Source organism: Pseudarthrobacter chlorophenolicus A6 (assembly GCF_000022025.1).
GTDB lineage: Bacteria > Actinomycetota > Actinomycetes > Actinomycetales > Micrococcaceae > Arthrobacter > Arthrobacter chlorophenolicus.
Map to the genome: position 1 here is coordinate 276208 of NC_011886.1, position 21584 is coordinate 297791.

Below are 21584 nucleotides of genomic sequence, written 5' to 3' on the forward strand. Positions count from 1 at the left end.
CCGCAGGCCGGACCGCGCGGCACTGCTCTCGAGCGGATTGCCGGCCGGCCCGACGCAAAGGGATCAGGCGGGCGGCTTGAGGAGGACGTCGATGAAGGTGGTGAGCCCGGCTGCCATGTCCACGTCCTTGTCGTAGAGCCACTGCAGCTGCAGCCCGTCGGACACGGCCACCACCAGCCTGGCCAGGTCGTTGGCCGAAACATCGGACCTGACTCCGCCGGCCGCCTGCCGTTCCCGGATGTCGTCCTCCAGGGCGCGGACCACGGAGGCGAACCGCTCCTGGAAGTAGCCGTGAGAATCATGTCCGGGGTTGCTGGCCGTGGCGGAAGCTACCGCGTAGAGCGTGGTGAGCCCGGGCTGGGTCCGGTTCCTGGCGGCTATCGGAGCCATCAGCGCCAGCCCAGCCTCCTTAGCCGGAGTGTCTGCAAGCCCACGCCGGTCCCGCTCTGCCAGGACCGCGGTCAGCAGTTCCTGCTTGCCGCTGAAGTAGTGGAAGAGGGTGGCCTCCCTGACGCCCACCAGCTCAGCCACCCGCTTGAGGGCGGTGCCCTCGAAGCCATCAGTGGCGAACACGTCGGTTGCGGTCTGGATGATCTGTTCGCGGCGCTCTGCTCCCTTGGCGTAGGGTCCGCGCGGCTTGTTCGGGGTCACGGGAGCCAGTGTATTTCACTGAGTCCAGCGAAAGCCTAGTCATACTCGGTTTTTACGGCTACGATCTTTGCACTAAGTGAAGGAGCTCTTATGAATCCCACCCTGCCCGCCGCCGCCACCGTCCCAGCCGTCGGCTCCCCGGACGCCGAAGCCCGGATCAGGGACCTTGCGGAAAGCCTCACCCTGGAGCAGCAGGTCCAGCTGCTCACCGGCGCGGACGTCTGGTCCACGCACGCTCTTCCCGCCATCGGGTTGTCCCGCGTGGTGATGTCCGACGGCCCCGCCGGCGTCCGCGGAGAGGACTTTGATGAACGGCACGACTCGGTTTCGCTTCCGTCGTCGTCCGCCCTGTCCGCAACGTGGAGCGTCGATCTGGCCCGCCGCTACGGCCAGGTCCTGGGCCAGGAAGCCCGGCGCAAAGGCGTCCACGCAGTACTGGGCCCCACCATCAACCTGCACCGTTCCCCGCTGGGCGGCAGGCACTTCGAGTGCATGAGCGAAGACCCCCGGCTAACGGCCACCATCGCCGCCGGGTACGTGGCCGGCGTGCAGTCCATGGGGGTTGGAGCCACTCCCAAGCACTATCTGGCGAACGAAGCCGAAACCGACCGTTTCACCTCCGACTCGGTGGTGGACGAGCGGCCCCTGCGGGAGCTCTACCTCGCCGCCTTCGAGGACGCCGTCACCGAGGCCCGTGCCTGGCTGGTGATGAGCTCCTACAACTCCATCAACGGCACCACCGCCAGCGAAAACGACCTTCTGGAAACCCCGCTGTCCACAGAATGGGGATTCGACGGCGTCGTGGTGTCCGACTGGACCGGCGTCCGCTCCGTTGACGCCGCCAACGCCCACCAGGACCTGGAGATGCCGGGCCCCGTGGGTCACTGGGGACCCAAGCTCCTGGCCGCCGTCGGGGACGGCCGCGTCAGCCGCACCGCCATCCTGGACAAAGTGGTCCGCATCCTCCGGCTGGCCGCGCGCGTAGGTTCGCTCGACGGCGTCAGCCCCGCCGTGACGGAACTGCCGGCACCCCTCAACGCCCCCGCCGTCGCCCGCGAAGTGGCCGTCCGCGGCGCCGTCCTGGTCCGCAACAAGGACGGCCTGCTGCCCCTGGACCCCGCGGCGCTGGGCAGTGTGGCCGTGAGCGGCCACAACGCGGAAGAAGCACGCACCCAGGGCGGCGGCAGCGCCACCGTCATGCCCAAACAGAACATCTCACCGCTGGAGGGCCTGCGCGAGGCCCTGCCCGCCAACGTTGCCATCTCCTACCACCGCGGCGCCAAGGTGGCCGAAGGCCTGCAGGCCTTCCCGCGGACCTCGCTCCACAACCCGGTGTCCAACGTCCCCGGCCTGCGCGTAACGTTCCTGGCCGCTGACGGCACGGAACTTTCCGGCGAGGACCGGCTGGCATCCCACCTGATCTGGTTCGGGATCGGCATCCCTGAGGGCGCCGCCGCCATCCGGATGGAAACCGACTGGACGGCACCCTCGGCGGGCACACACCACCTGGGCCTGGGTACCGTGGGCAGAATCCGCCTCTCGCTCCGCGGGCAGGAGGTCTTCAACGGGGACATCGAGGACGAGACCGAAGTCCTCGGCGCAGCACTCTTCGACCCACCCAAGACCGTGCACGCCATCGAAACCGAGGCCGGTGAGCGGGTGCGGATCGAGGCGCTCTTCGAGTTGCCGGCTGATCAAGCCATCCCGTTCACCGCGATCCTGCTGGGCGAGGAAACCGTGGTGGCGGACCCGCAGGCCGAAATCGACGCCGCCGTGGAGGCGGCCAGGACTGCGGACGTTGCCGTGGTGGTGGTGGGCACCAGCGCCGCCATTGAGTCCGAAGGCTTCGACCGCAAGGACCTCGACCTCCCCGGCCACCAGAACCGGCTGGTGGAAGCCGTGGCCGCCGCCAATCCGCGCACCGTGGTGGTGGTGAACTCCGGCTCGCCGGTGCTTATGCCATGGCTGGACAAGGTTGGGGCGGTGCTGCTGGGCTGGTTCGGGGGACAGGAGTTCGGCCGCGCCATCGCGGACATCCTCCTCGGTGCCGAGGAACCTGGCGGCCGCCTGCCCACCACCTGGCCAGCGGCGCTGGAAGACGTCCCGGTACTGGACACCACGCCCATGGACGGCAAGGTGGTCTATTCCGAGGGCATCCATGTGGGGTACCGGGCCTGGCTGAAGCAGCAGGCCGCCGGTGGCGCGGCCCCGGCGTTGCCCTTCGGCTACGGACTGGGCTACACCACATTCGAGCTCTGCACGCCGCACGCTTCCCAGGCCGTTCCCGCCGGCAAGGACGTGGTGGTCCACGTCCCCGTCCGGAACACCGGTACGCGGGCGGGCCGCGAGGTGGTGCAGGTCTACCTTGAGCGCCCGGAGTCAGCGGTGGAGCGGCCCGTGCGCTGGCTCGCAGGCTACGCCGGAACCCATCTGGCAGCCGGCGGGACGTCCAGCGTGGAGGTCAGGATTCCGGGGCGCGCCTTCGCCCATTACGACGGCGGCTGGCAGGTTGAGCCGGGTACGTTCCGGATTTTGGTGGGCCGGCATTCGGCGGACGGGTTCCAGGCGCTGGACATCGACGTGCGCTAGGAGGCGGGCCGTCAGTGCCGCGGTTCAAGCGCGAGCTTGAGCCCGAAACCCACCAGGACGGTTCCGGTGATCCGGTCGATCACCCGGACGCTGCGGGGGCCATTGAGCCACCTGGACGCGTAGCCGGCGCCGAAGATCAGCCCGGCGAACCACAGCACGGACAGGAGGCAGCGGACGCCCGCCAGCAGGACGCCCGTCCGCAGGGGTGCCTGCAGGTTCGCCTGAGGCGGCCGGCATGGAGGCAGCGGCCTGTCCCGCGTTCCGGCTTTTCCACAGCGGGGACGCACCCAGCCACACCATGTACGCCGCGCCGGCCCGCGTGGCTGCGGGTTCCCCTAAACCTGCGGTCCGGACCTCCCAATACGGCGCTTTCGGGTCGTATTCTTAGAGGAGGTTTTGCAGTGGGCCTCAGCGTTTCAACCTTAGGCGTGGAACATGGCCGCTGAACCCACGGGGCAGGTTGGCTGGGGACCGCTTCCATCGCCCCCGGAGCCCGTTTTCGACAGCAAGGACGTTGAGAACTACCTCTGGGAAGTCACCCATGAGTTCATGCGCGACGTCAAGGGTGAACAGCGCGACATCGGCTGGGCGGCCACCCTCTTCAGGCTGGGAAAATCCCACACCCTCGCGGCGAGCACCGAGCAGGCGCGCGAGGCAGACCGCGAGCAATGTTCGTTCGCGGACGGCCCCGTCATGGAAGCCATGCGCACCGGCGAGTTCGTCCTTCTCTCCGACCTCAGCCGGGACTGGCGCTGGCCCGGATACTCCAGTGCCGCCGCGGCCCACGGTGTGCAGTCCGTGCTGTCCGCGCCCATCGCCTCCGAGGGCGGGGCGAGTGCCGCCATCAACCTCTACGCGGCCGCCGCGCACACTTTCACCAGCGACGACCTCGTCCGGTGCCGCACGTACGTCCGCCAGGTGGCCGGGGCGCTGCGCGTGGTGGTGCGCGTCGGCGAGCGTGCCGAGGCCACCGCGGGCATCGCCGTCGTGCAAAGCTCTCTGGTGCTGGTGGACCTGGCTGTCCGCAGCCTCATGAACGAGTACGGGCTGAGCCGTGAGGGCGCGCTGACGTTCCTGCAGACCCAGGCAGTCCATCACGAATTGGACCTGCGGGATGCGGCGCTCAACGTCGTCGTGCCCAATGCGGGGATGGGCCGTCCCGGTCCAGCGCCGGCGGCACCACCGCCGGAAACGTACGACGGCGTCACGGGCTTCCAGCCTGCGCCGGCGGGTGAGCTGGGGCACGCCTCACAAGGCGCCCCAAGGGCGGGGGCTGCAAGGAAGCAGCGCCCGCGTCCAACCGCGGGAAGGAGAACGGCATGATCACCGACGATCGTGGGCTGAACAGGACGGGCGAGGGCCAGGTGCTGCATCCCTGGCACCGTTTCGTCGCCCTGGGGGACTCCTACACCGAAGGTATTGGCGATCCGGAACCGCGCAGCCTGGGTGGGCTGCGCGGCTGGGCGGACCGGGCGGCGGAGGAACTCAGCGACGGGCAGCCGGACTTCGCCTACGCCAACCTTGCCGTGCGCGGACTGCTGCTGCGGCAGATCCTGGACCGGCAGCTGGCACCTGCCCTGGCTTTGAAGCCGGACCTGATTGCCATGTCAGGCGGCGGGAATGACATCCTTTTCAAGCACGGCAACCCGGACAAGCTGGCCGAAAAGCTGGACGCCGCCGTCGGGGTGCTGTCCGCCACCGGTGCCACCGTCCTCCTCTACGCCGGGCCGGACTGGGGCAACACGCCCGTCTTCAGTACTATCCGCGGCAAGGTGGCCGTCTACAACGAGAACATCCACACCATCGGTGCCCGGCACCACTGCATCATGGTGGACCTCTGGTGCCTGCCGGAACTCCAGCACGCGTCCATGTGGGACCCGGACCGGCTGCACCTTTCCCCGCTGGGCCACCACTCGGTTGCCGTGGCCACGCTCAACGCCCTGGGCGTCCCGCACAGCCTGGAGCCCTTCCAGCCCAAACCGCTTCCGGACCAGGGCTGGAAGCACGCGCGGGCAGAGGACCTGGTGTGGGCGCGGCAGTACTTCGTACCGTGGATCCTGAGGCGGATCCTGCATCCTGAGGACGAATCGCTGACCGCCAAGCGTCCGCAGCCCGGGCCGATCTTCGGGCTGGGCCGGCCGGGACCTTTCCCGCCCGGCCACCCCGTGGCCGGGGTGAATCCTGGTATGACGGGGGGCCCGGCAACGCAGGGGCAGGCCGCCTAGTTCCCGGTACCGGGAGCGCGGTGCCTGCGGTGGTCCGTTGCCAGCGCGACGAGCGCAGGCACTCCTGCCAACAGGCCCGGAACAGCCAGCAGCAGGCCGTATTCGGGCAGCAGCGCAGAAGCTGCTGCCGCGGTGACGGCTGCAGCCAGGGCCGCGATAAGGGCGCCGGACAAACGCCTTCGGACGTCCCTGGCGTTGAAGAAGCGGAAACCGCCGAGGCCCGCGGTGACCAAAGCGAAGGCGATAATGCCCCCGGTCAGGACGGCGGTTCCGGGCCCGGAAGCGTCCTTGAGGCGGTCGATCAGGGCAATTGGCACTGCCAGCATCCAGCCGCTGAGGAGGACCGCGAGGACGCATCCTGCCACGCGGCTTAGAGGTACCGGATCCAGGGTGTAGATCTGCTCTGCTGGCAGGTCGGCCTGCTGGACGTGGCGGTGGTTTGCCGGCGGCGGCGATTTCGGCAGGCGCATGAAACTCTCAAGCATTTGATCCCCCAGACGTAGTGCTTTACGTCTTTTCACCCTACACGGGGTGCCCGGAACGGCTACCTGAACGGGGCCGGTGCGGGGTTCAGCGCTTCTTGGGGCCGCGCTTCGTTGCCGCGTTCAGTGCAGACTTGACCGCCGGGGGCAGCCCGCCCTGCTCGGTTTCGGGCTCGGCCACTGTTCCGCGGGCCTTCGCGATGGCCCGCATGCCGTGGTAGATCACCAGTGCCGCGGCGGAGCCCAGGGCGATTCCGGTGAACTTCAGGTCCCCGATGGTCCAGGTGTAGTCGGCGATGCCGATGATCAGCGCGACGGCGGCCGTGGTCAGGTTGACGGGGTTGGAGAAGTTCACCTTGTTCTGCACCCAGATCTTGACGCCCAGGATGCCGATCATGCCGTACAGCATGGTGGCTGCACCGCCCAGCACACCGGGCGGGACCGTGGCAATGAGCTCGCCGAACTTCGGGGAGAAGCTCAGCAGGATGGCGAACATCCCCGCCACCCAGTATGCCGCCGTCGAATAGACCTTGGTGGCGGCCATGACGCCGATGTTCTCGGCGTAGGTGGTGGTGCCGGATCCGCCACCGAAGCCGGCGAGGACCGTCGCAGCGCCGTCGGCCATCAGCGCGCGCCCGGAGACGCCGTCGAGGTTCTGGCCCGTCATGGCGGCCACGGACTTCACGTGGCCGATGTTCTCGGCCACCAGCACCAGCACCACGGGGACGAACAGGCCCAGTACACCGATGTGGAACTCCGGGGTCTGGAAATGCGGCAGGCCCACCCACGCGGCGGCGTCCATCTTGTCGTAGCTGACCTCGCCGCGGAGCATGGCCACGAGGTAGCCCACCACCACGCCCACCAGGATACTCAGCCGGCCCAGGATCCCGCGGAACAGGACGCTGACCAGGATGATCGTGGCCAGGGTGATCACGGCGGTGATGGGGGCGGCGTCGAAGTTCTGCTTGGCGGCCGGGGCCAGGTTCAGGCCGATCAGCGCCACGATGGCGCCGGTGACGATGGGCGGCATGAGCCGGTTGATCCAGCCGGCGCCGAACTTCTGCACCACGGCGCCCACCAGAGCGAGGGTGGCACCGGCGAGGACAACGCCGCCCAGGGCGCCGGGAATGCCGAACTGCGTCTGGGAGGCGGTGATGGGTGCGATGAACGCGAAGCTCGAGCCGAGGTAGCTGGGCACGCGGCCCTTGGTGACCACCAGGAACAGCAGCGTCCCGATGCCCGAGAAGAACAGGGTGGTGGCCGGCGGCATGCCCGTGATGATGGGCACCAGGAACGTGGCGCCGAACATGGCCACCACGTGCTGCATGCCCACGCCGATGGTCAGCGGCCAGGCCAGGCGCTCATCGGGGGCCACCACATGGCCGGGCTTGATGGTTTTGCCGGTGCCGTGCAGCTTCCATTTGATTCCGAGCATGCTCATGGGAAGGAATGCCTTTCAGGGGGTGCCGCGAGGGGGCGAAGATCAACTTGCTCCAGAATACCGCCAGCCCCTCCCCGGGCGGGCCGCCGTCGCCCGGCCGTCGGCGAGGCCGCCGCAGGTTGGCTGCCGGTGTGCAGCAGGGGCAGCTGTGGGCAACGTCACCTGCCGTCACGGGAAGAGGCGGCAAGCAGTTGAAGTTGCAACTATGGAAAGCAACCAGAGGCCCACCCGGCAGGCGGGGGAGCCGCAGCGAAAGGTACGCGAATGACCATTGCCCATGAAGAAGCGGTTATCGATTCGGCAGCCGTTGACGCCATCTTCGCCCAGGCCCGCACCGCCAACTCCTTCACCGGTGAAGTCACCGAGGAGCAGGCCCAGGCCATCTACGAACTGACCAAGTTCGGCCCCACCGCATTCAACTCCCAGCCGCTGCGCGTCACTTACGTCCGCTCGGACGAGGCCCGCGCCACCCTGGTGGACACCCTTTCCCGCGGCAACCAGGCCAAGACCGCCTCCGCTCCGCTGGTGGCCATCCTCAGCTACGAGACGGACTGGGCCGGCAAGTGGGACAGCTTCCTCCCCGGTTACAACGCCCCCAAGGCCATGTACGACGCCGATCCCGCCCTGGCCGCCAGCACCGGCAACAACAATGCCCACCTGCAGGCCGGCTACTTCATCCTTGCCGTCCGCTCACTCGGCTTCGCCGCAGGCCCCATGACCGGCGCTGACTTCGCCGCCATCGACGCCGCCTTCTTCCCGGCCGGCGACCAGAAGAGCTTCCTGGTGGTCAACATCGGCCAGCCCGGCGAAGAAGCATGGGGCGCCGCCAAGCCCAAGTTCTCCTACGACGAGGCCGTCCGCACCGTCTAACCCCTTAAACCCAAGATGCCCTATCACTTATGGTCCCCATCCGGCATGGATGGGGACCATAAGTGATAGGGCATCTGGCGTTAAGTCAGGCGATGACGCTGTCCACCAGGGCCTTGGCTTCTGCCTGGACCTGCTTCAGGTGTTCCTCGCCCTTGAAGGACTCGGCGTAGATCTTGTAGACGTCCTCGGTGCCGGACGGGCGGGCAGCGAACCAGGCGTTCTCCGTGACCACCTTCAGGCCGCCAATGGAGGCGCCGTTGCCGGGAGCTTCGGTGAGCTTGGCGGTGATCGCCTCGCCCGCCAGTTCAGTGGCAGTGACGTCCGACGGCGAGAGCTTGCCGAGTGCCGACTTCTGCTCACGCGTGGCGGCGGCGTCGATCCGGGCGTAGACGGGTGCGCCGAACTGGTCCGTGAGGCCCTTGTACAGCTGGGACGGCGACTTGCCGGTCACGGCGGTGATCTCGGATCCCAGCAGTGCCAGCAGGATGCCGTCCTTGTCAGTGGTCCAGACGCTGCCGTCCAGCTTGTTGAAGGATGCTCCTGCAGATTCCTCTCCGCCGAAGGCTCCTTCGCCGGAGAGCAGGCCGGGCACGAACCACTTGAAGCCCACCGGAACCTCAACCAGCTTGCGGCCCAGGCTTTCTGCCACGCGGTCAATGATGGAGGAGGACACCAGGGTCTTGCCCACCACCGAGGCCGGGTTCCAGCCGCTGCGGTTCCGGTACAGGTAGTCGATGGCCACGGCGAGGTAGTGGTTAGGGTTCATCAGGCCGCCGTCCGGCGTAACGATGCCGTGCCGGTCCGCGTCCGCGTCGTTGCCCGTGGCGATGTCGTAGGCGGTGGACCCGTCAGCACCTACGGTCATCCGCTGGATGAGCGAGGCCATGGCCGACGGCGATGAGCAGTCCATGCGGATCTTCTCATCCCAGTCGAGGGTCATGAAGGCCCACTGCGGGTCCACGGTGGGGTTCACCACGGTGAGGTCCAGGTGGTGGCGTTCGGCGATCTCGCCCCAGTAGTCCACGGACGCGCCGCCCATGGGGTCGGCCCCGATCCGGACTCCGGCGTCGCGGATGGCGTCCAGGTTCAGGACGGACGGAAGGTCGTCCACGTAGCTGGAGAGGAAATCGAACTTGCCGGTGGTGTCGGCTGCCTGGGCGTCGGCCAGCGGGATGCGCTTGACGCCGCGCAGGCCGTTTTCCAGCAGCTCGTTGGCGCGGTTGGCGATCCAGCCGGTGGCGTCCGAGTCGGCGGGGCCGCCGTGCGGCGGGTTGTACTTGAAGCCGCCGTCCTGCGGCGGGTTGTGGCTGGGAGTGACCACGATGCCGTCTGCCTGCGGGGCGCCGGCGCCGGCGTTCCGGTTGTAGGTCAGGATCGCGTGGCTCAGTGCCGGGGTGGGCGTGTAGCCGTGCCGGGCGTCGACCAGGACCTGGACGCCGTTGGCGGCAAGGACCTCGAGGGCCGAGTTTTGTGCCGGCTCGCTCAGTGCGTGGGTGTCCTTGGCCAGGAACAGGGGGCCGGTGACGCCCTGCGCCGCCCGGTACTCGACGATGGCCTGGGTGATGGCCACGATGTGCTTTTCATTGAACGAGGCCTTCAGGCTCGATCCGCGGTGGCCCGACGTGCCGAACACCACGCGCTGGCCTGGGTCATCCAGGTCCGGCGAGATGTCGTAGTACGCGTCGAGGAGCGCTGTGATGTCAACAAGGTCCTGGGGTTGGGCAACTGTACCCGCGCGGCTAGCCATGGGACCTAGCATGCCAGAACCTCGCCGGAGTCAAAACGGCAGGCCCACATTCCGGCCCCTGTGACGGCGGCACGTCATCGAAACCGTGCCGTTAACCAAGTAGCCAACCTGAGTACATGCCCCGCAAAGTACCTATATACCGGCCCCTGCGCGCGCTGTTACTTTCGGAAAATCCGGAAGGCTATCCACCGCCTCCCGGTCCGAACAACCACAGCAGCGGACGACGGCGGCCTGCCGCCCTTCGCCCGTCCGGCACGGAAGCAGGGACGCACCATGGGGGCAGGAGACGGGGCAGCCGAACAGTCCAGGCTGGCCGCTGAGCGGGTAGCCAGGCTTAAGCGCCGATTGGATGCGGCCGAACGCTCCACAAAGGCGTGGGATGCGGGTGCCGTGGGCGAGCGTGTGGTGGCGGACAAGCTCAGCGAACTGGCTCCGCATGGCTGGTACGTGCTGCATGACGTGCACTGGCCCGGCCGGCCCAAGGCCAACCTGGACCATGTCCTGGTGGGGCCAGGCGGCGTGGTGGTGGTCGATTCCAAAAACTGGACCGGTGAGGTGCGGGTGGCATCCGGCGTGCTCTGGCAGGGCCGGTATGCGCGGACCCAGGCAGTGGAAGGCGCATTGGCGCAGTGCGCCGCCGTCGCCTCCGTGCTGGCGCCGCCGCACCGCCGGCTGGTCCGGCCGCTGATCTGCATGGCCGCCCAGCCTGACCTCTTTGGCGTGACGAACTCCGATGTTGCCGTCGCAGGCAGCCAGCGCGTGGTGGGTGCCATCGAGGCGCTGCCGCCGGTGCTGGACCATCAAACCGTGGTGGGACTCTATGCCCACCTGGGGGAGGAACTTACCCACGAACAGGAGCCCGGCATCACGGCGTTCCGGAATGTCAGGCCGGGAACGGTGGTGCGGCCTGCGGGCGGCCTCCCGCCGGCCGGTCCAGGCAACGCCGGACCGCGGACGGGCAATCCGGGTGCTGGCCCCCGCAGCCCGGAAAACCAGCGGGCAGCGGGTCCTGACCGGAGCCGGAGCGGCAGTGTTTCCCGGCATCCCGCGGGGCGTGCCATCCCGGCTGCAGGCACCGGCGGAGCGGCCCGAACCGCTGCCGGCCGGAACCGGAGCGGGAAACCGCAGGCGCGGGGCGGCACCAGCGCGGGCCGGCTCGCCCTCCTGGCGGCCTTCGTCATTTTTGCGGTCTACGTCCTGCCGTTCTGGACGCGCTGAGTTTGCTGCCGGCGCTGCGGCCATTCTCCGGAGCGGCTGTGCGCAGCTTGCCAAGGCCGGCATCCCGGACCGCTTCGCCCATCCGGCGGAGCCGCTCCGAATCCAGTGACCACGACTGCCAGTAGAGCGGCACATCCTCATGGGCGTTCTTCCCAAGGAGGACCAGGGAACCGTCGGCCAGCTCGTTGCCCAGCTGCAGTTCTGGGAGCATGCCCCACCCCAGGCCGGCTTTGATGGCCGCGAGGAACCCTTCCGACGACGGAACCGTGTGGGTGGGCGGAACCTGCCCAACGCCTCTCGCCGCGAGCAGCCCGCGCTGCAGGTTGTCCTTGGCATTGAATTTCAGGACCGGCATCCGAGCCCAGTCCACCGTATTGCCCTTGGCGAACCGTTGACGCAGGGCGGCCGCGGCCACCGGGATGTACCGCATGTGGCCCAGCAACTCCACCCGGCAACCGCTGACGGGGACGGGATCGGAGGTGACGGCACCCATGACGTCACCCTGTCGCAGGAGCTGGCTGCTGAAACCCTGGTCCTCGACGTGAAGGTCCAGGGTGGTGTCCTGCCAGGTGGCTGCCACAGCGAGGACGGGGACGAACCAGGTGGCCAGCGAATCCGCGTTGATGGCCACCGGCAGGACGGCGCGGGAGGCCGTGGCGGTGCCCAGCGCGGTTGATGCTTCCGCCTCGAGGACCTGCACCTGGCGGGCCATCCGGAGCAGAACTGACCCGGCGTCGGTGGGAATGCACGGAACCCGCCGGCGCACCAGGACCTGCCCGGTGGAAGCCTCCAGCGCCTTAATCCGCTGGCTGACGGCGGACGGGGTGACGCGCAGGAGATCGGCCGCTGCCTCAAAAGTGCCTTCGTCAATGACGGCCATGAGTGCACGAAGATGCTCGAGATTCATGAAGAAATTCTAATGTAGACATAGAATCAATCGTTTGTCTTCAGACGCTGCGGTCCGTACCGTCGAAGGCATGTTGATGACGGGAATCACCGGGATGCTGACGGGGCTGGCGCTGATTGTGGCCATCGGTGCCCAGAATGCCTTCGTGCTCCGCCAGGGTGTCCGCCGTGAGCACATCGGCCTGGTGGTCGCGGTGTGCATGGCCGGCGATGCTGCGCTGATCCTGGGCGGTACCGCCGGCATCGGTGCGCTGGTGACGCGCTTTCCCGAAGCCCTGGAAGTTCTTCGATGGGGCGGAGCTGCCTACCTGGCCTGGTTCGCGGTGCGCTCTTTCATCTCGGCGCTGAGACCGTCAGCCCTTGCGCAGGGCACACCCCGGTCCAAGGGATCGGTGGTGGCCAGTACGGTGGCGCTGACCTTCCTGAACCCCCATGTCTACCTCGACACGGTGGTGCTTTTGGGCAGCCTGGCCAACCAGCAGGGCCCGGACCTCCGGTGGGTCTTCGCCGGCGGCGCCGTTGCCGGCAGTATCGCTTGGTTCTCCGCGCTGGGGTACGGGGCCAGGGCGCTGTCCGGAGTGCTCGGCAACCCGCGCACCTGGCGGTTCCTGGACCTTGGAATCGGCATCGTCATGCTTGGCCTGGCAGTCAAGCTTGTCCTGCACTGACGGCACCCGGAAACCCGCTGCAGGCGATAGGCTGGAAGCAACATTTCCAGGGGGACAACCATGACTGACCAGCCTTCCCAGCGCCCTGACTCCCAGTGGCACAACCCGTCCGGCAGCGACGGCACTCCGCCCGCGCCGCCGTCGGGGTATGAACCGCCGCCGTTCGTGCCGCCGCAAGGGTCCAGCGCGCCGGGCTCTGACATTCCCCCGCCGCCGCTCTATCCGGGCCTTTCCGCGCAGTACGGCAGCAACCAGTACGGGGGCCCGCAGTATGGCAATGACCAGTACGGCAACCAGTATGGCGGCGCCAGCCCCTACGCCCGGCCGGACCCCTACGGGCAGCAGGGCCAGTACGGACAGCCGGCCTACTACGGAATGCAGGCCGAACCGAAGACCCTCAGTATCGCCAGCATGGTGTGCGGCATCGCGTCCGTCATCATGGGATGGCTGATGCTTCCGCAGCTGGCCGCCGTCATCACCGGCCACATGGCCCTCAAGCGCGAACCTGCGGGCAAGGGCATGTCCATCACCGGCCTGGTCCTGGGCTACCTCTGCCTGCTGGGATACGGCGGCTTCTGGCTCCTGCTCATTATCGGGCTGGCGTCGTACTCATCCTCGAGTTACGGGTACTGACCGCCCCCACCCCGGATGCCCTATCAGATTTGGTTCCTAAAACCCGGTTTTAGGAACCAAATCTGATAGGGCATCTGCCGTTAAGCCGCGGATGGGGGAGCCGGGTCAGCGCAGGAGTTCGACGTCGGACACCAGTTCGATGTGCGCCAGCATCGCCTCCGCTGCGGCCTCCGGGTCCTGGTCCCGGATGGCGTCGGCGATCCGCCGGTGCGAGGCCAGTGACTGTTCCGGCCGCCCCGGCTGGCCGAGGGACTCCATCCGCGTTTCCAGGATCATCTCGGCGATGAATGCCATGAGCTGAGCCAGCACGGAGGAATGCGCGGCTGCGGTGATCGCTTCGTGGAAGAGCTCATCGCCACGGGTGCCGCGGTCGCCGTCGCTGATCTCCGTGGCCATGACCTCGAGGGCGTGATCGATCGCCTTCAGGTCCTCGTCCGTGCGCCTCGCAGCGGCCAGGGCGGCGAGTTTTCCTTCCAGCGTGCTTCGCGCCTCGACGATTTCCGGCAGCCGGCTCCGGTGTTCCCGGAGGCCCTTGATGACGGACGCCACACTGGGCCGGCGGGCGAGCACAGCGCCCGTGCCGTGCTGGACATCGATGACGCCCAGCACTTCCAGCGCCACGAGCGCCTGGGCCAGGGTGGCGCGTGAGACCCCCAGCCGTTCGGCGAGGTCGCGCTCTGCCGGCAGGAGGTCGCCGGGTTTCAGCTGTGCCGATTCGATGTAGGCAAGGATCTGCTCCACCAGCTGTTCGTAAAGCCGTGGCCTCGAAACCCGTTCCAGTCCCAGCCGTGCTGTCTTCTCCACAAAGCCCTCGCTACATCGTCGGTCCCCTAAGAATACAGCGACCTGCTATTGACAGATAGACTCACTGTCTAAGAGGCTAGTCCAGTGAGCCAGTAACTCACGTCACACTTTTCTTTCCCCAATGGAGGACCAACGATGTCCGCTCCTGTTCTATCGATCATCATCCTGGCGGCGATGTTCCTGTTAGCCACCGTGCTGCCCCTCAATATGGGTGCCCTCGCCTTCGTGGGCGCCTTCCTGCTGGGCGCCCTGGTGCTGGGCATGTCCACGAATGAGATCCTGGCCAACTTCCCCGGCGGCCTCTTCCTGACGATTGTCGGCGTCACCTACCTGTTCGCCATTGCGCAGAACAACGGCACCATCGACCTCCTGGTCCGCGGCGCCGTCCGGCTGGTGGGCAGCCGCGTGGCCCTCATTCCCTGGGTCATGTTTGCCATCACCGCCGTCATTACCGCTGTTGGCGCACTGTCCCCGGCCGCCGTCGCCATCATTGCCCCCATCGCCCTCAGCTTTGCCGGCAAGTACAAGATCAGCCCGCTGCTGATGGGCATGATGGTGATCCACGGTGCCCAGGCCGGCGGCTTCTCGCCCATCGCCGTCTACGGCGTCACAGTCAACGGCATCATCGCCAAGACGGACCTGGCCTTCAGCCCCACGGCGCTGTTCCTGAGCAGCCTGATCTTCAACATCGTCATCGCCGTGGTGCTCTTCGCCGTCCTGGGCGGCCGGGCGCTGCTGTCATCCCGCGTGGGCCACTTCGTGGAGCAGGCGGCCGAAGCGCGAATGTCCGTCAGCGTGGGTGCCAAGGCCGGCACGGACGTCGCCTTCAAGGGCTTCGGCTCCGGAATGTACGGCCCCCGCGACCCCGCAGGCGACGGCGTTGCCGCCACCAGGGAACGCTCCGAGCGGATCCCGCAGCTGGTGACCATCGCCGGCCTGGTGGTGCTCGCCGTCGTCGCCCTGGGCTTCAAGATGGACGTCGGCTTCGTGTCCATCACCATCGCCATCGTCCTGGCCCTCGTCTCGCCCGCAGCCCAGAAGGGCGCCATCAACAAGATCAGCTGGTCCACCGTGCTGCTGATCTGCGGCATGCTGACCTTCGTTGGGGTGCTGGAAGAAGCGGGCACCATCGAATTCGTTTCCAACGGCGTGGCAGGCATGGGCATGCCCCTGGTGGCAGCGCTCCTCATCTGCTTCATTGGGGCCATCGTCTCGGCCTTCGCGTCCTCCACCGCCATCCTGGCAGCGCTCATCCCGCTCGCCGTGCCCTTCCTGTCCACCGGCGACATCGGCGCCGTCGGGGTCATCTGCGCGCTGGCTGTGGCCGCCACCATCGTGGACGTCTCGCCCTTCTCCACCAACGGCGCCCTGGTGCTGGCCAACGCGCCCGAGGGCGTGGACAAGGACAAGTTCTACAAGCAGATCCTGGGCTACAGCGGCATCGTCATCGTTGCCGGGCCAGTCCTCGCCTGGCTGGCCCTGGTAGTCCCCGGCTGGCTGTAGCCACCACACTTTCCATCCGCCGCCGGCACCCCGCGGCACTTCAGTAAAGGAACCAGCACATGAATGCAGCTGACCGCCAGCAAGGCCCCCTGGCCGGGCACACCGTCGTCGACCTGAGCCGCGCCCTGGCCGGCCCGCACGCGGGCATGATGCTCGCCGACCTCGGCGCCCGCGTCATCAAGGTGGAGAACCCCGAAACCGGTGATGACACCCGCGGCTGGGGACCGCCCTTCGTGGGCCCCGAGGATGACCTGCAGTCCACCTACTTCATGTCCTGCAACCGGAACAAGGAATCCATCAGCCTGGACCTGAAGAGCAGCGACGGGCAGGCAGTGCTCCGCGGGCTGCTGGAACGGGCGGACGTGGTGATCGAGAACTTCCGGCCCGGCGTCATGGACCGGCTGGGCTTCTCCACTGCCGCCATGCACGGGCTCAACCCGCGGCTGGTGATCCTCTCCATCACCGGCTTCGGCCATGACGGCCCCGAATCCCAGCGCAGCGGCTACGACCAGATACTCCAGGGCGAGGCAGGGCTGATGTCCCTCACGGGGTCCGGTCCGGACGATCCGCAGCGCGTGGGCGTTCCGATCGCCGACCTGCTGGCGGGCATGAACGGCGCCACCGGCGTGCTGGCTGCGCTGGTTGAACGCGAACGCACCGGTCAGGGCAAGGTGGTGCGCACTTCGCTGCTCGCCTCCCTCATCGGGGTCCATGCCTTCCAGGGCACGCGCGCCACAGTGGCCGGCGAAGTCCCGCAGGCGCAGGGTAACCACCACCCGTCCATCGCGCCCTACGGCCTGTTCAACTGCAAGGACGGCAGCGTCCAGATCAGCGTGGGCAGCGAGAAGCTGTGGGCGTCCTTCGCCGCTGCCTTCGGCTTGGACCCTGCCGCGCCCGGCTTTGCCAGCAACGCCGACAGGGTGCGGAACCGCCAGGAGGTCATTGCCGCCGTCGAACGCGTCTTCGCGGAGTACGGCGCTGTGGAACTGCTGGAGAAGCTGAACGACGCCGGGATCCCGGCAGGGAAGGTCCGCTCGCTGGATGAGGTGTACGCCTGGGAGCAGGTGGCCTCGCAGGGCCTGGTGGTGGATGTGGAACACCCCCTGCTTGGCACGGTCAGCCTGCCCGGTCCGCCGCTGCGGTTCTTCGCCCAGGGCGACGCCGCCGAGACGACCGTGAAGGACCACGCTGCGCCGCCGCTCCTGGACGCCGACGGCGGATCCATCAGGGAGTGGCTGGGGCTGGTTCCGGTCGCTGCCACTGACGCGCCGGCCGGGGCGGAATAGCATGCCGACGTCGGAAAAGGTGCGCCACCTCAGCGCCGCCGAACTGCTGGACGCCGTGGTGGACGACGGTTCGTTCACGTCCTGGGATGTCGAACCGCAGCAGCCGCCACTGAGCGAGGAATACGCGGCCGACCTTGCCAGGGCGCGGGCCCGCAGCGGCACTGACGAATCCGTGCTGACCGGTGCCGGCCTGATCCGCGGCCGCCGCGTGGCGCTGATCGTGAGCGAATTTTCCTTCCTGGCGGGCTCGATCGGCCATGCTGCTGCCGAACGGATCGTGGCTGCGATGGAACGCGCCACGGTGGAGGGCCTGCCTCTGTTGGCGGGCACCGCCTCCGGTGGTACCCGCATGCAGGAAGGCACCCTGGCGTTCCTGTCCATGGTCAAGATCACCGCTGCTGTCCGGGCCCACCGGCAGGCAGGCCTGCCCTACCTGGTTTACCTGCGCCATCCCACCACGGGAGGCGTCATGGCCTCCTGGGGATCCCTGGGACACATCAACGTGGCCGAGCCCGGCTCCCTCCTGGGGTTCCTGGGCCCGCGGGTTTACGAGGCGCTGCACGGCGAAGCCTTCCCGGACAACGTGCAGGTGGCCGAGAACCTGTTCAGCAAGGGCCTGATCGACGGCGTGGTGGAACCCGGCAAGCTCGCCGAACTGGTAGGCCGGGCGCTGGATATCCTGATGCCCCGCCGGGCTTCCGGCTCCGCTGCCTGGCCCGATGCGCCGGCCACGCTGGCCGTCAGGCCCGCCGAGGTGGACGCCTGGACCTCCATCGAAATTTCCCGCCAACCGCGCCGGCCCGATCTCCGCCAGCTCCTCAAATACGGTGCCAGCGACGCCCTCCCGCTCAACGGCACCGGGCAGGGCGAAAAGGATCCGGGGCTGCTGCTGGCCCTGGCCCGGTTCGGTACCCAGTCCTGCATCGTGCTGGGCCACGCCCGCCCGCTGCGGAAGGACGCCGCCGGGATGGGGCCCGGTTCGCTGCGCGAGGCGAGGCGCGGCGCCAAGCTTGCGGAGGAACTGCGGCTGCCGCTGCTCACGGTCATCGACACCGCCGGAGCGGCCCTCTCACAGGAAGCCGAGGAAGGCGGCCTGGCCGGGGAAATCGCCCGCTCGCTGCACGAACTGATCGGGCTCGAATCGCCGTCGGTCTCGGTGCTGCTCGGCCAGGGCGCCGGGGGAGGGGCCCTGGCCCTGCTCCCCGCGGACCGGACCATCGCGGCGCAACACAGCTGGCTGTCGCCGCTGCCGCCCGAGGGCGCGAGCGCGATTGTCCACCGCACCACGGATTTCGCTCCCGCGATGGCCCAGGCGCAGGGCGTTAACGTTGCGTCGCTGTACGCCAACGGGTTGGTGGACCACGTGGTCGACGAGCGCCACGATGCGTCCCTCGAGCCGCGTGAATTCTGCGCACGGATGGCGCACGCCATCGAGTACGAGCTCGCATCAGTTGCCGCGGTGCCCGTGTCCCAACTCGTGGCCTCGCGGGCACGGAAGTTCAGGAACCTCGGCAGTTAGGCCAATGACGACGGCGGCGGGCACCTGATGGTGCCCGCCGCCGCGTTTTCGGGGCTGCTCGGGTTGCTGGCAGCCTTTTGCGGGCCCACTGCGGGGCTGAGGCGCCGGGGGTGCTTCACCTCCGGCGCGGTGCTGTGGCGGCCTTGCTGGCGCTGCTCTGTTGTTTGTTCTTTAGCGGCGCTGCCGTACCCGTGCCCGATGTGCGCTGGCGCGGAGCTGCAGGATCCGGGCGCCGCCGGCTGCCGCCACCAGGACCCCGCCGGTCACGCTGGCAATGAACAGGGCCATCCCCAGTGGGACGGAGCCCTCCAGCCCCAGGAACTTCACCATGGCCTGCTCCTGGTTCTGCAGGATGAAGATAATCAGCAGGATCAGCAGCACCAGAGCGGCCACCACCGCCACCCAGATGACGCCGGTCCGGGTTACCTGGCGTTTCCCTGCCTGGCCGGGGGCTGTGGCCGCCGTGCCTACGGCAGGTGTGTCAGGGGAGTAGGAAGGGGCATTGCCGTGGGGAGTGGTGCTGTCGGCTCCGCCTGCGAGGCCGGGGAGGGGCGTTCCGGCCCCTGGTTCCTGCCGCCCATTGGATTCTGGCGTGGTCTGTCCGGCGCTCATGGTCATGCCCTTTCTTGATAATAAGCATGCTTATCACATAACACTAGTGGCGTGGCTCGGCGCAGCACAAGCGAGGTCGCTTCAAGTGGTGTGCGGCGAGCGGGCACGGCGGCGGGTGTTCCCACTGTCCGCAGAGCGCCAAGGTGATGGCTGCCCCCGGGGCCCCGGCATCGCCGTCGTACTCCATCCGGAGCGAGGCGGCGTGGACGTAGGCGGAGCGCATATCGTGATTCTCCCCTGTGAAATCCATCCGTCAGTTAACGGGGGGGCGGGCCGCTGAGGCCCGTCCCGATGCTGCGGCGTCAGACCCGCTCTTCGCTCCGCTCTGCAGAGGGGGTGCGGGGTGTTGGCGACCTGCGCCAACTCGGGAAGGCCCAGAACGTGTAGTCCTGTGCCTTGACCCGCGGTTCCGGAGTTCCTGCCGGGGTTTCCTGCTTGGCTTCAGGCTTGCGGCTGGTTTCCTTCTTGTCGCTCCGCCCGAAATCCTTGTTGTATCCGTAGCACATCACAGACCTCCTTCCAGTGGCTGCGATTTAATCGTCCTCCCGAAAAGTCCGGGAGTCGACACCCGGACGGAACGGATTCCGGCCCGGGCAGCACCACGAGCGGCACCACCTGCAAGAGGGGCGCTACTGGCTGGCGGAGACCACGTCCGCTGCCTCGGCCGGCCCATGGAAATCGCAAGGACCCGGATGGCGGAGTGGAAGGAGGCAGGTCCGGCCGGAGGGCAGGTGGACCAGGGCGCAGCGGCCGGTGAGCGCCAGGTCCTCGCGGACGTTGGAGTTGCTCAGGTCGGGCCGGTTTTCGTCCACTCGCCCGGAAGTGCCGGCGTCCGTGGTGGTGGGGTATTCGGCGTTCATAATGGGCAACTCCCCGTCGAGCGGTGGCTGGATGGACGTGACGCCATTCCAGTTTGCTCCCGGCGGGTTACGTGCGGGTTAAGGGTGCGTTAGGAGCAGATCAACAGGACGGGGCACCGTTACAGCCCCAGCTGGTGCCCCACCTGCAGCAGCAGCTCTTCCGAGCCCTTGGGTCCCACCAGCTGGATTCCCATCGGCAGCCCTTGGCCCGGCGTGCCTCCTGTCCAGTGGACCGGGAGGCTGATGGCCGGCAGGCCGCATACGTTGATCATGGAGGACCAGGGCGCGAATTCGCACTGCTTCCGGTAGTCTCCGTCGGCGTCCCCCGGCCACTGCGCCGACGGCCAGCGCTCGCCGCCGTGGCCCGTCCCGGTAAACCAGCCCACCGGCCGGGGCGTCTGGGCCAGGGCAGGCATCAGCATGAGGTCCCATTCGGCGTACTGCGCCACGGTGTCGTGCTGGAACTGCCGCAGGAAGGCCAAAGCCTCGGACAGCTTGGCGGGGCTCCGCTGCTGTGCCCTGCGACGGAAGGTGCGGGTCAGCGGGGCAAGCAGCACTTCCCGGTGCGGGCTGATGCGGGCGCTGCCTACCCCGGCGGTCCAGGCCGTGGTGAACGCATCGGGGTACCTGTTGTCGTAGCGGATCGCCGCTTCGCCGAGCGTATGCCCCGCGTGTTCCAGGAGCCGCTCGCCCGCCGCAAGGGCGTCCAGCGCTTCCTGGTCAGGCGTGAAGGGGAAGGTTGCCGACCACGGGCTGTCCAGTGTGACGCCGATGCGCAGCTTCACCGGCTCCCGCTCCAGGGCGGCCAGGTGGCCGGAATCCGGAACCAGCGCGTCCATCATCAGGGCGGCGTCAGCGGCGGTCCTGGCCAGCGGTCCCGCGACCACCAGCCGGGCCGGATCGCCCTGGCTTTCCCCGCTGGGCACTACGCCGCGGCCCGGCTTTAGGCCCACCAGCCCGCAGGCCGCCGCCGGGATCCGAACGGAACCGCCGCCGTCGGTCCCGGGAGCGAGGGGGACCAGGCCTGCGGCCACCGCGGCTGCGCTGCCGCCGGAGGAACCACCTGAGCTCCTGCTGGGGGCATGCGGATTGCGCGACGGCGGTGCAATGCGGTTTTCGGAGTAGGCCGTCAGGCCGAATTCGGGCACCTGCGTCTTGCCCAGGGAGACCGCGCCGGCTTCTCTCAGCTGCGCCACGAGGGGCGCGTCCGCGGGCGCGGGCTTGTGGTCGAGGGCGGCGCTGCCGTGGGTGGTCACCACGCCGGCAACGTCGGTCAGGTCCTTGAAGGCCAGCGGCATCCCGTGCAGCAGCGGCAATTCGCCGGCGCGGGAGCGGACATGGAGGGCATCCGACGCGCGCGCCTGTTCGATGGCCTGCTCCGCTGTCACGGTGATGAAGGCGCCCAGCAACGGATTGCGCTCCTCGATCCGGGCCAGGAAATGTTCCGCAGCTTCCACGGCCGAGACCTGGCCGCCGCGCAGGGCGTTCCGCAACTCGACGGCGGAGAGGCTGTGGAGCTCTTCGGGCACTGGTCCTCCTGGGGTCTCCTAGAAGCGTAACGTGCCCGGCC

At 68.2% G+C, this 21584-nt stretch carries 21 protein-coding genes; 10 read left to right on the forward strand and 11 right to left on the reverse strand.

Translation table 11 applies throughout. The features are described 5' to 3' along the window. Positions 1-63: 63 nt before the first annotated feature. A complete protein-coding gene (locus tag ACHL_RS01290; RefSeq protein ID WP_012630996.1) occupies positions 64-651 on the reverse strand; it encodes a TetR/AcrR family transcriptional regulator in 588 nt (195 codons plus the stop codon). Positions 652-741: 90 nt separating this feature from the next. On the opposite strand from ACHL_RS01290, the gene ACHL_RS01295 reads away from it, so the two are divergent. Further along, complete coding sequence (locus ACHL_RS01295; RefSeq protein WP_012630997.1) at positions 742-3240, forward strand: beta-glucosidase family protein; 2499 nt, start codon at positions 742-744, stop codon at positions 3238-3240. An 11-nt stretch (positions 3241-3251) separates the two neighbouring features. Here the strand turns inward: ACHL_RS01295 and ACHL_RS23690 are convergent, their stop codons facing one another. Then, positions 3252-3527 carry a LysE family translocator gene (locus ACHL_RS23690; protein WP_081434784.1) on the reverse strand — a complete coding sequence of 92 codons (276 nt, stop codon included), beginning with the start codon at positions 3525-3527 and terminating at the stop codon, positions 3252-3254. A 148-nt stretch (positions 3528-3675) separates the two neighbouring features. Here ACHL_RS23690 and ACHL_RS01300 point away from each other — a divergent pair, with 148 nt between their 5' ends. Continuing rightward, on the forward strand, positions 3676-4563 hold the full coding sequence (locus tag ACHL_RS01300; RefSeq protein ID WP_012630998.1) for a GAF domain-containing protein: 888 nt from the start codon (positions 3676-3678) through the stop codon (positions 4561-4563). After that, positions 4560-5465, forward strand: a complete 906-nt coding sequence (locus tag ACHL_RS01305; protein ID WP_012630999.1) for an SGNH/GDSL hydrolase family protein — start codon at positions 4560-4562, stop codon at positions 5463-5465. Before ACHL_RS01300 ends, ACHL_RS01305 begins: the two co-directional genes overlap by 4 nt. Here ACHL_RS01305 and ACHL_RS01310 read toward each other — a convergent pair. Both ACHL_RS01310 and ACHL_RS01315 read right to left on the reverse strand, forming a co-directional pair. Next, positions 5462-5950: a hypothetical protein gene (locus tag ACHL_RS01310; protein WP_139187360.1), complete on the reverse strand. Its 489-nt coding sequence runs from the start codon at positions 5948-5950 to the stop codon at positions 5462-5464. The genes ACHL_RS01305 and ACHL_RS01310 overlap by 4 nt on opposite strands. Before the next feature lie 85 nt (positions 5951-6035). Further along, positions 6036-7388 (reverse strand): uracil-xanthine permease family protein, encoded by a 1353-nt coding sequence (locus tag ACHL_RS01315; protein ID WP_012631001.1) that lies wholly within the window; start codon positions 7386-7388, stop codon positions 6036-6038. 264 nt (positions 7389-7652) lie between these two features. Between ACHL_RS01315 and ACHL_RS01320 the strand changes: the two genes are divergently transcribed. Further along, on the forward strand, positions 7653-8258 hold the full coding sequence (locus ACHL_RS01320) for a malonic semialdehyde reductase (protein ID WP_012631002.1): 606 nt from the start codon (positions 7653-7655) through the stop codon (positions 8256-8258). An 85-nt stretch (positions 8259-8343) separates the two neighbouring features. Here the strand turns inward: ACHL_RS01320 and pgm are convergent, their stop codons facing one another. Then, positions 8344-10005 carry a phosphoglucomutase (alpha-D-glucose-1,6-bisphosphate-dependent) gene (gene pgm, locus ACHL_RS01325; protein WP_171908903.1) on the reverse strand — a complete coding sequence of 554 codons (1662 nt, stop codon included), beginning with the start codon at positions 10003-10005 and terminating at the stop codon, positions 8344-8346. A 273-nt stretch (positions 10006-10278) separates the two neighbouring features. Here pgm and ACHL_RS01330 point away from each other — a divergent pair, with 273 nt between their 5' ends. Beyond that, complete coding sequence (locus ACHL_RS01330; RefSeq protein WP_012631004.1) at positions 10279-11223, forward strand: nuclease-related domain-containing protein; 945 nt, start codon at positions 10279-10281, stop codon at positions 11221-11223. On the opposite strand, the gene ACHL_RS01335 is transcribed toward ACHL_RS01330, so the two are convergent. Beyond that, positions 11183-12130, reverse strand: coding sequence for a LysR family transcriptional regulator ArgP (locus ACHL_RS01335; RefSeq protein ID WP_012631005.1), 948 nt, complete (start codon positions 12128-12130; stop codon positions 11183-11185). The genes ACHL_RS01330 and ACHL_RS01335 overlap by 41 nt on opposite strands. A gap of 94 nt (positions 12131-12224) precedes the next feature. Between ACHL_RS01335 and ACHL_RS01340 the strand changes: the two genes are divergently transcribed. Both ACHL_RS01340 and ACHL_RS01345 read left to right on the forward strand, forming a co-directional pair. Then, on the forward strand, positions 12225-12797 hold the full coding sequence (locus ACHL_RS01340; RefSeq protein WP_043794326.1) for a LysE/ArgO family amino acid transporter: 573 nt from the start codon (positions 12225-12227) through the stop codon (positions 12795-12797). Between the two features lie 60 nt (positions 12798-12857). Then, positions 12858-13430, forward strand: a complete 573-nt coding sequence (locus tag ACHL_RS01345; RefSeq protein WP_012631007.1) for a DUF4190 domain-containing protein — start codon at positions 12858-12860, stop codon at positions 13428-13430. A gap of 105 nt (positions 13431-13535) precedes the next feature. Here the strand turns inward: ACHL_RS01345 and ACHL_RS01350 are convergent, their stop codons facing one another. After that, a complete protein-coding gene (locus tag ACHL_RS01350; RefSeq protein WP_012631008.1) occupies positions 13536-14234 on the reverse strand; it encodes a FadR/GntR family transcriptional regulator in 699 nt (232 codons plus the stop codon). A 135-nt stretch (positions 14235-14369) separates the two neighbouring features. Here ACHL_RS01350 and ACHL_RS01355 point away from each other — a divergent pair, with 135 nt between their 5' ends. From ACHL_RS01355 to ACHL_RS01365, 3 genes are read left to right on the forward strand one after another with little or no spacing between them, the layout of a single operon-like run. Continuing rightward, entirely contained in the window at positions 14370-15737 is a 1368-nt protein-coding gene (locus ACHL_RS01355) for an SLC13 family permease (protein ID WP_012631009.1), read from the forward strand. A 59-nt stretch (positions 15738-15796) separates the two neighbouring features. Continuing rightward, positions 15797-17023: a CaiB/BaiF CoA transferase family protein gene (locus tag ACHL_RS01360; RefSeq protein ID WP_012631010.1), complete on the forward strand. Its 1227-nt coding sequence runs from the start codon at positions 15797-15799 to the stop codon at positions 17021-17023. 1 nt (position 17024) lies between these two features. Continuing rightward, positions 17025-18542, forward strand: coding sequence for a carboxyl transferase domain-containing protein (locus tag ACHL_RS01365; RefSeq protein WP_012631011.1), 1518 nt, complete (start codon positions 17025-17027; stop codon positions 18540-18542). Between the two features lie 171 nt (positions 18543-18713). On the opposite strand, the gene ACHL_RS01370 is transcribed toward ACHL_RS01365, so the two are convergent. From ACHL_RS01370 to ACHL_RS01385, 4 genes are all read right to left on the reverse strand, one after another. Beyond that, a complete protein-coding gene (locus ACHL_RS01370) occupies positions 18714-19154 on the reverse strand; it encodes a LapA family protein (protein WP_012631012.1) in 441 nt (146 codons plus the stop codon). 302 nt (positions 19155-19456) lie between these two features. Then, positions 19457-19660, reverse strand: a complete 204-nt coding sequence (locus ACHL_RS01375; RefSeq protein ID WP_012631014.1) for a hypothetical protein — start codon at positions 19658-19660, stop codon at positions 19457-19459. Positions 19661-19783: 123 nt separating this feature from the next. Continuing rightward, complete coding sequence (locus ACHL_RS01380; protein ID WP_012631015.1) at positions 19784-20014, reverse strand: hypothetical protein; 231 nt, start codon at positions 20012-20014, stop codon at positions 19784-19786. A gap of 119 nt (positions 20015-20133) precedes the next feature. After that, entirely contained in the window at positions 20134-21543 is a 1410-nt protein-coding gene (locus tag ACHL_RS01385) for an amidase (protein WP_012631016.1), read from the reverse strand. Between the last annotated feature and the right edge of the window lie 41 nt (positions 21544-21584).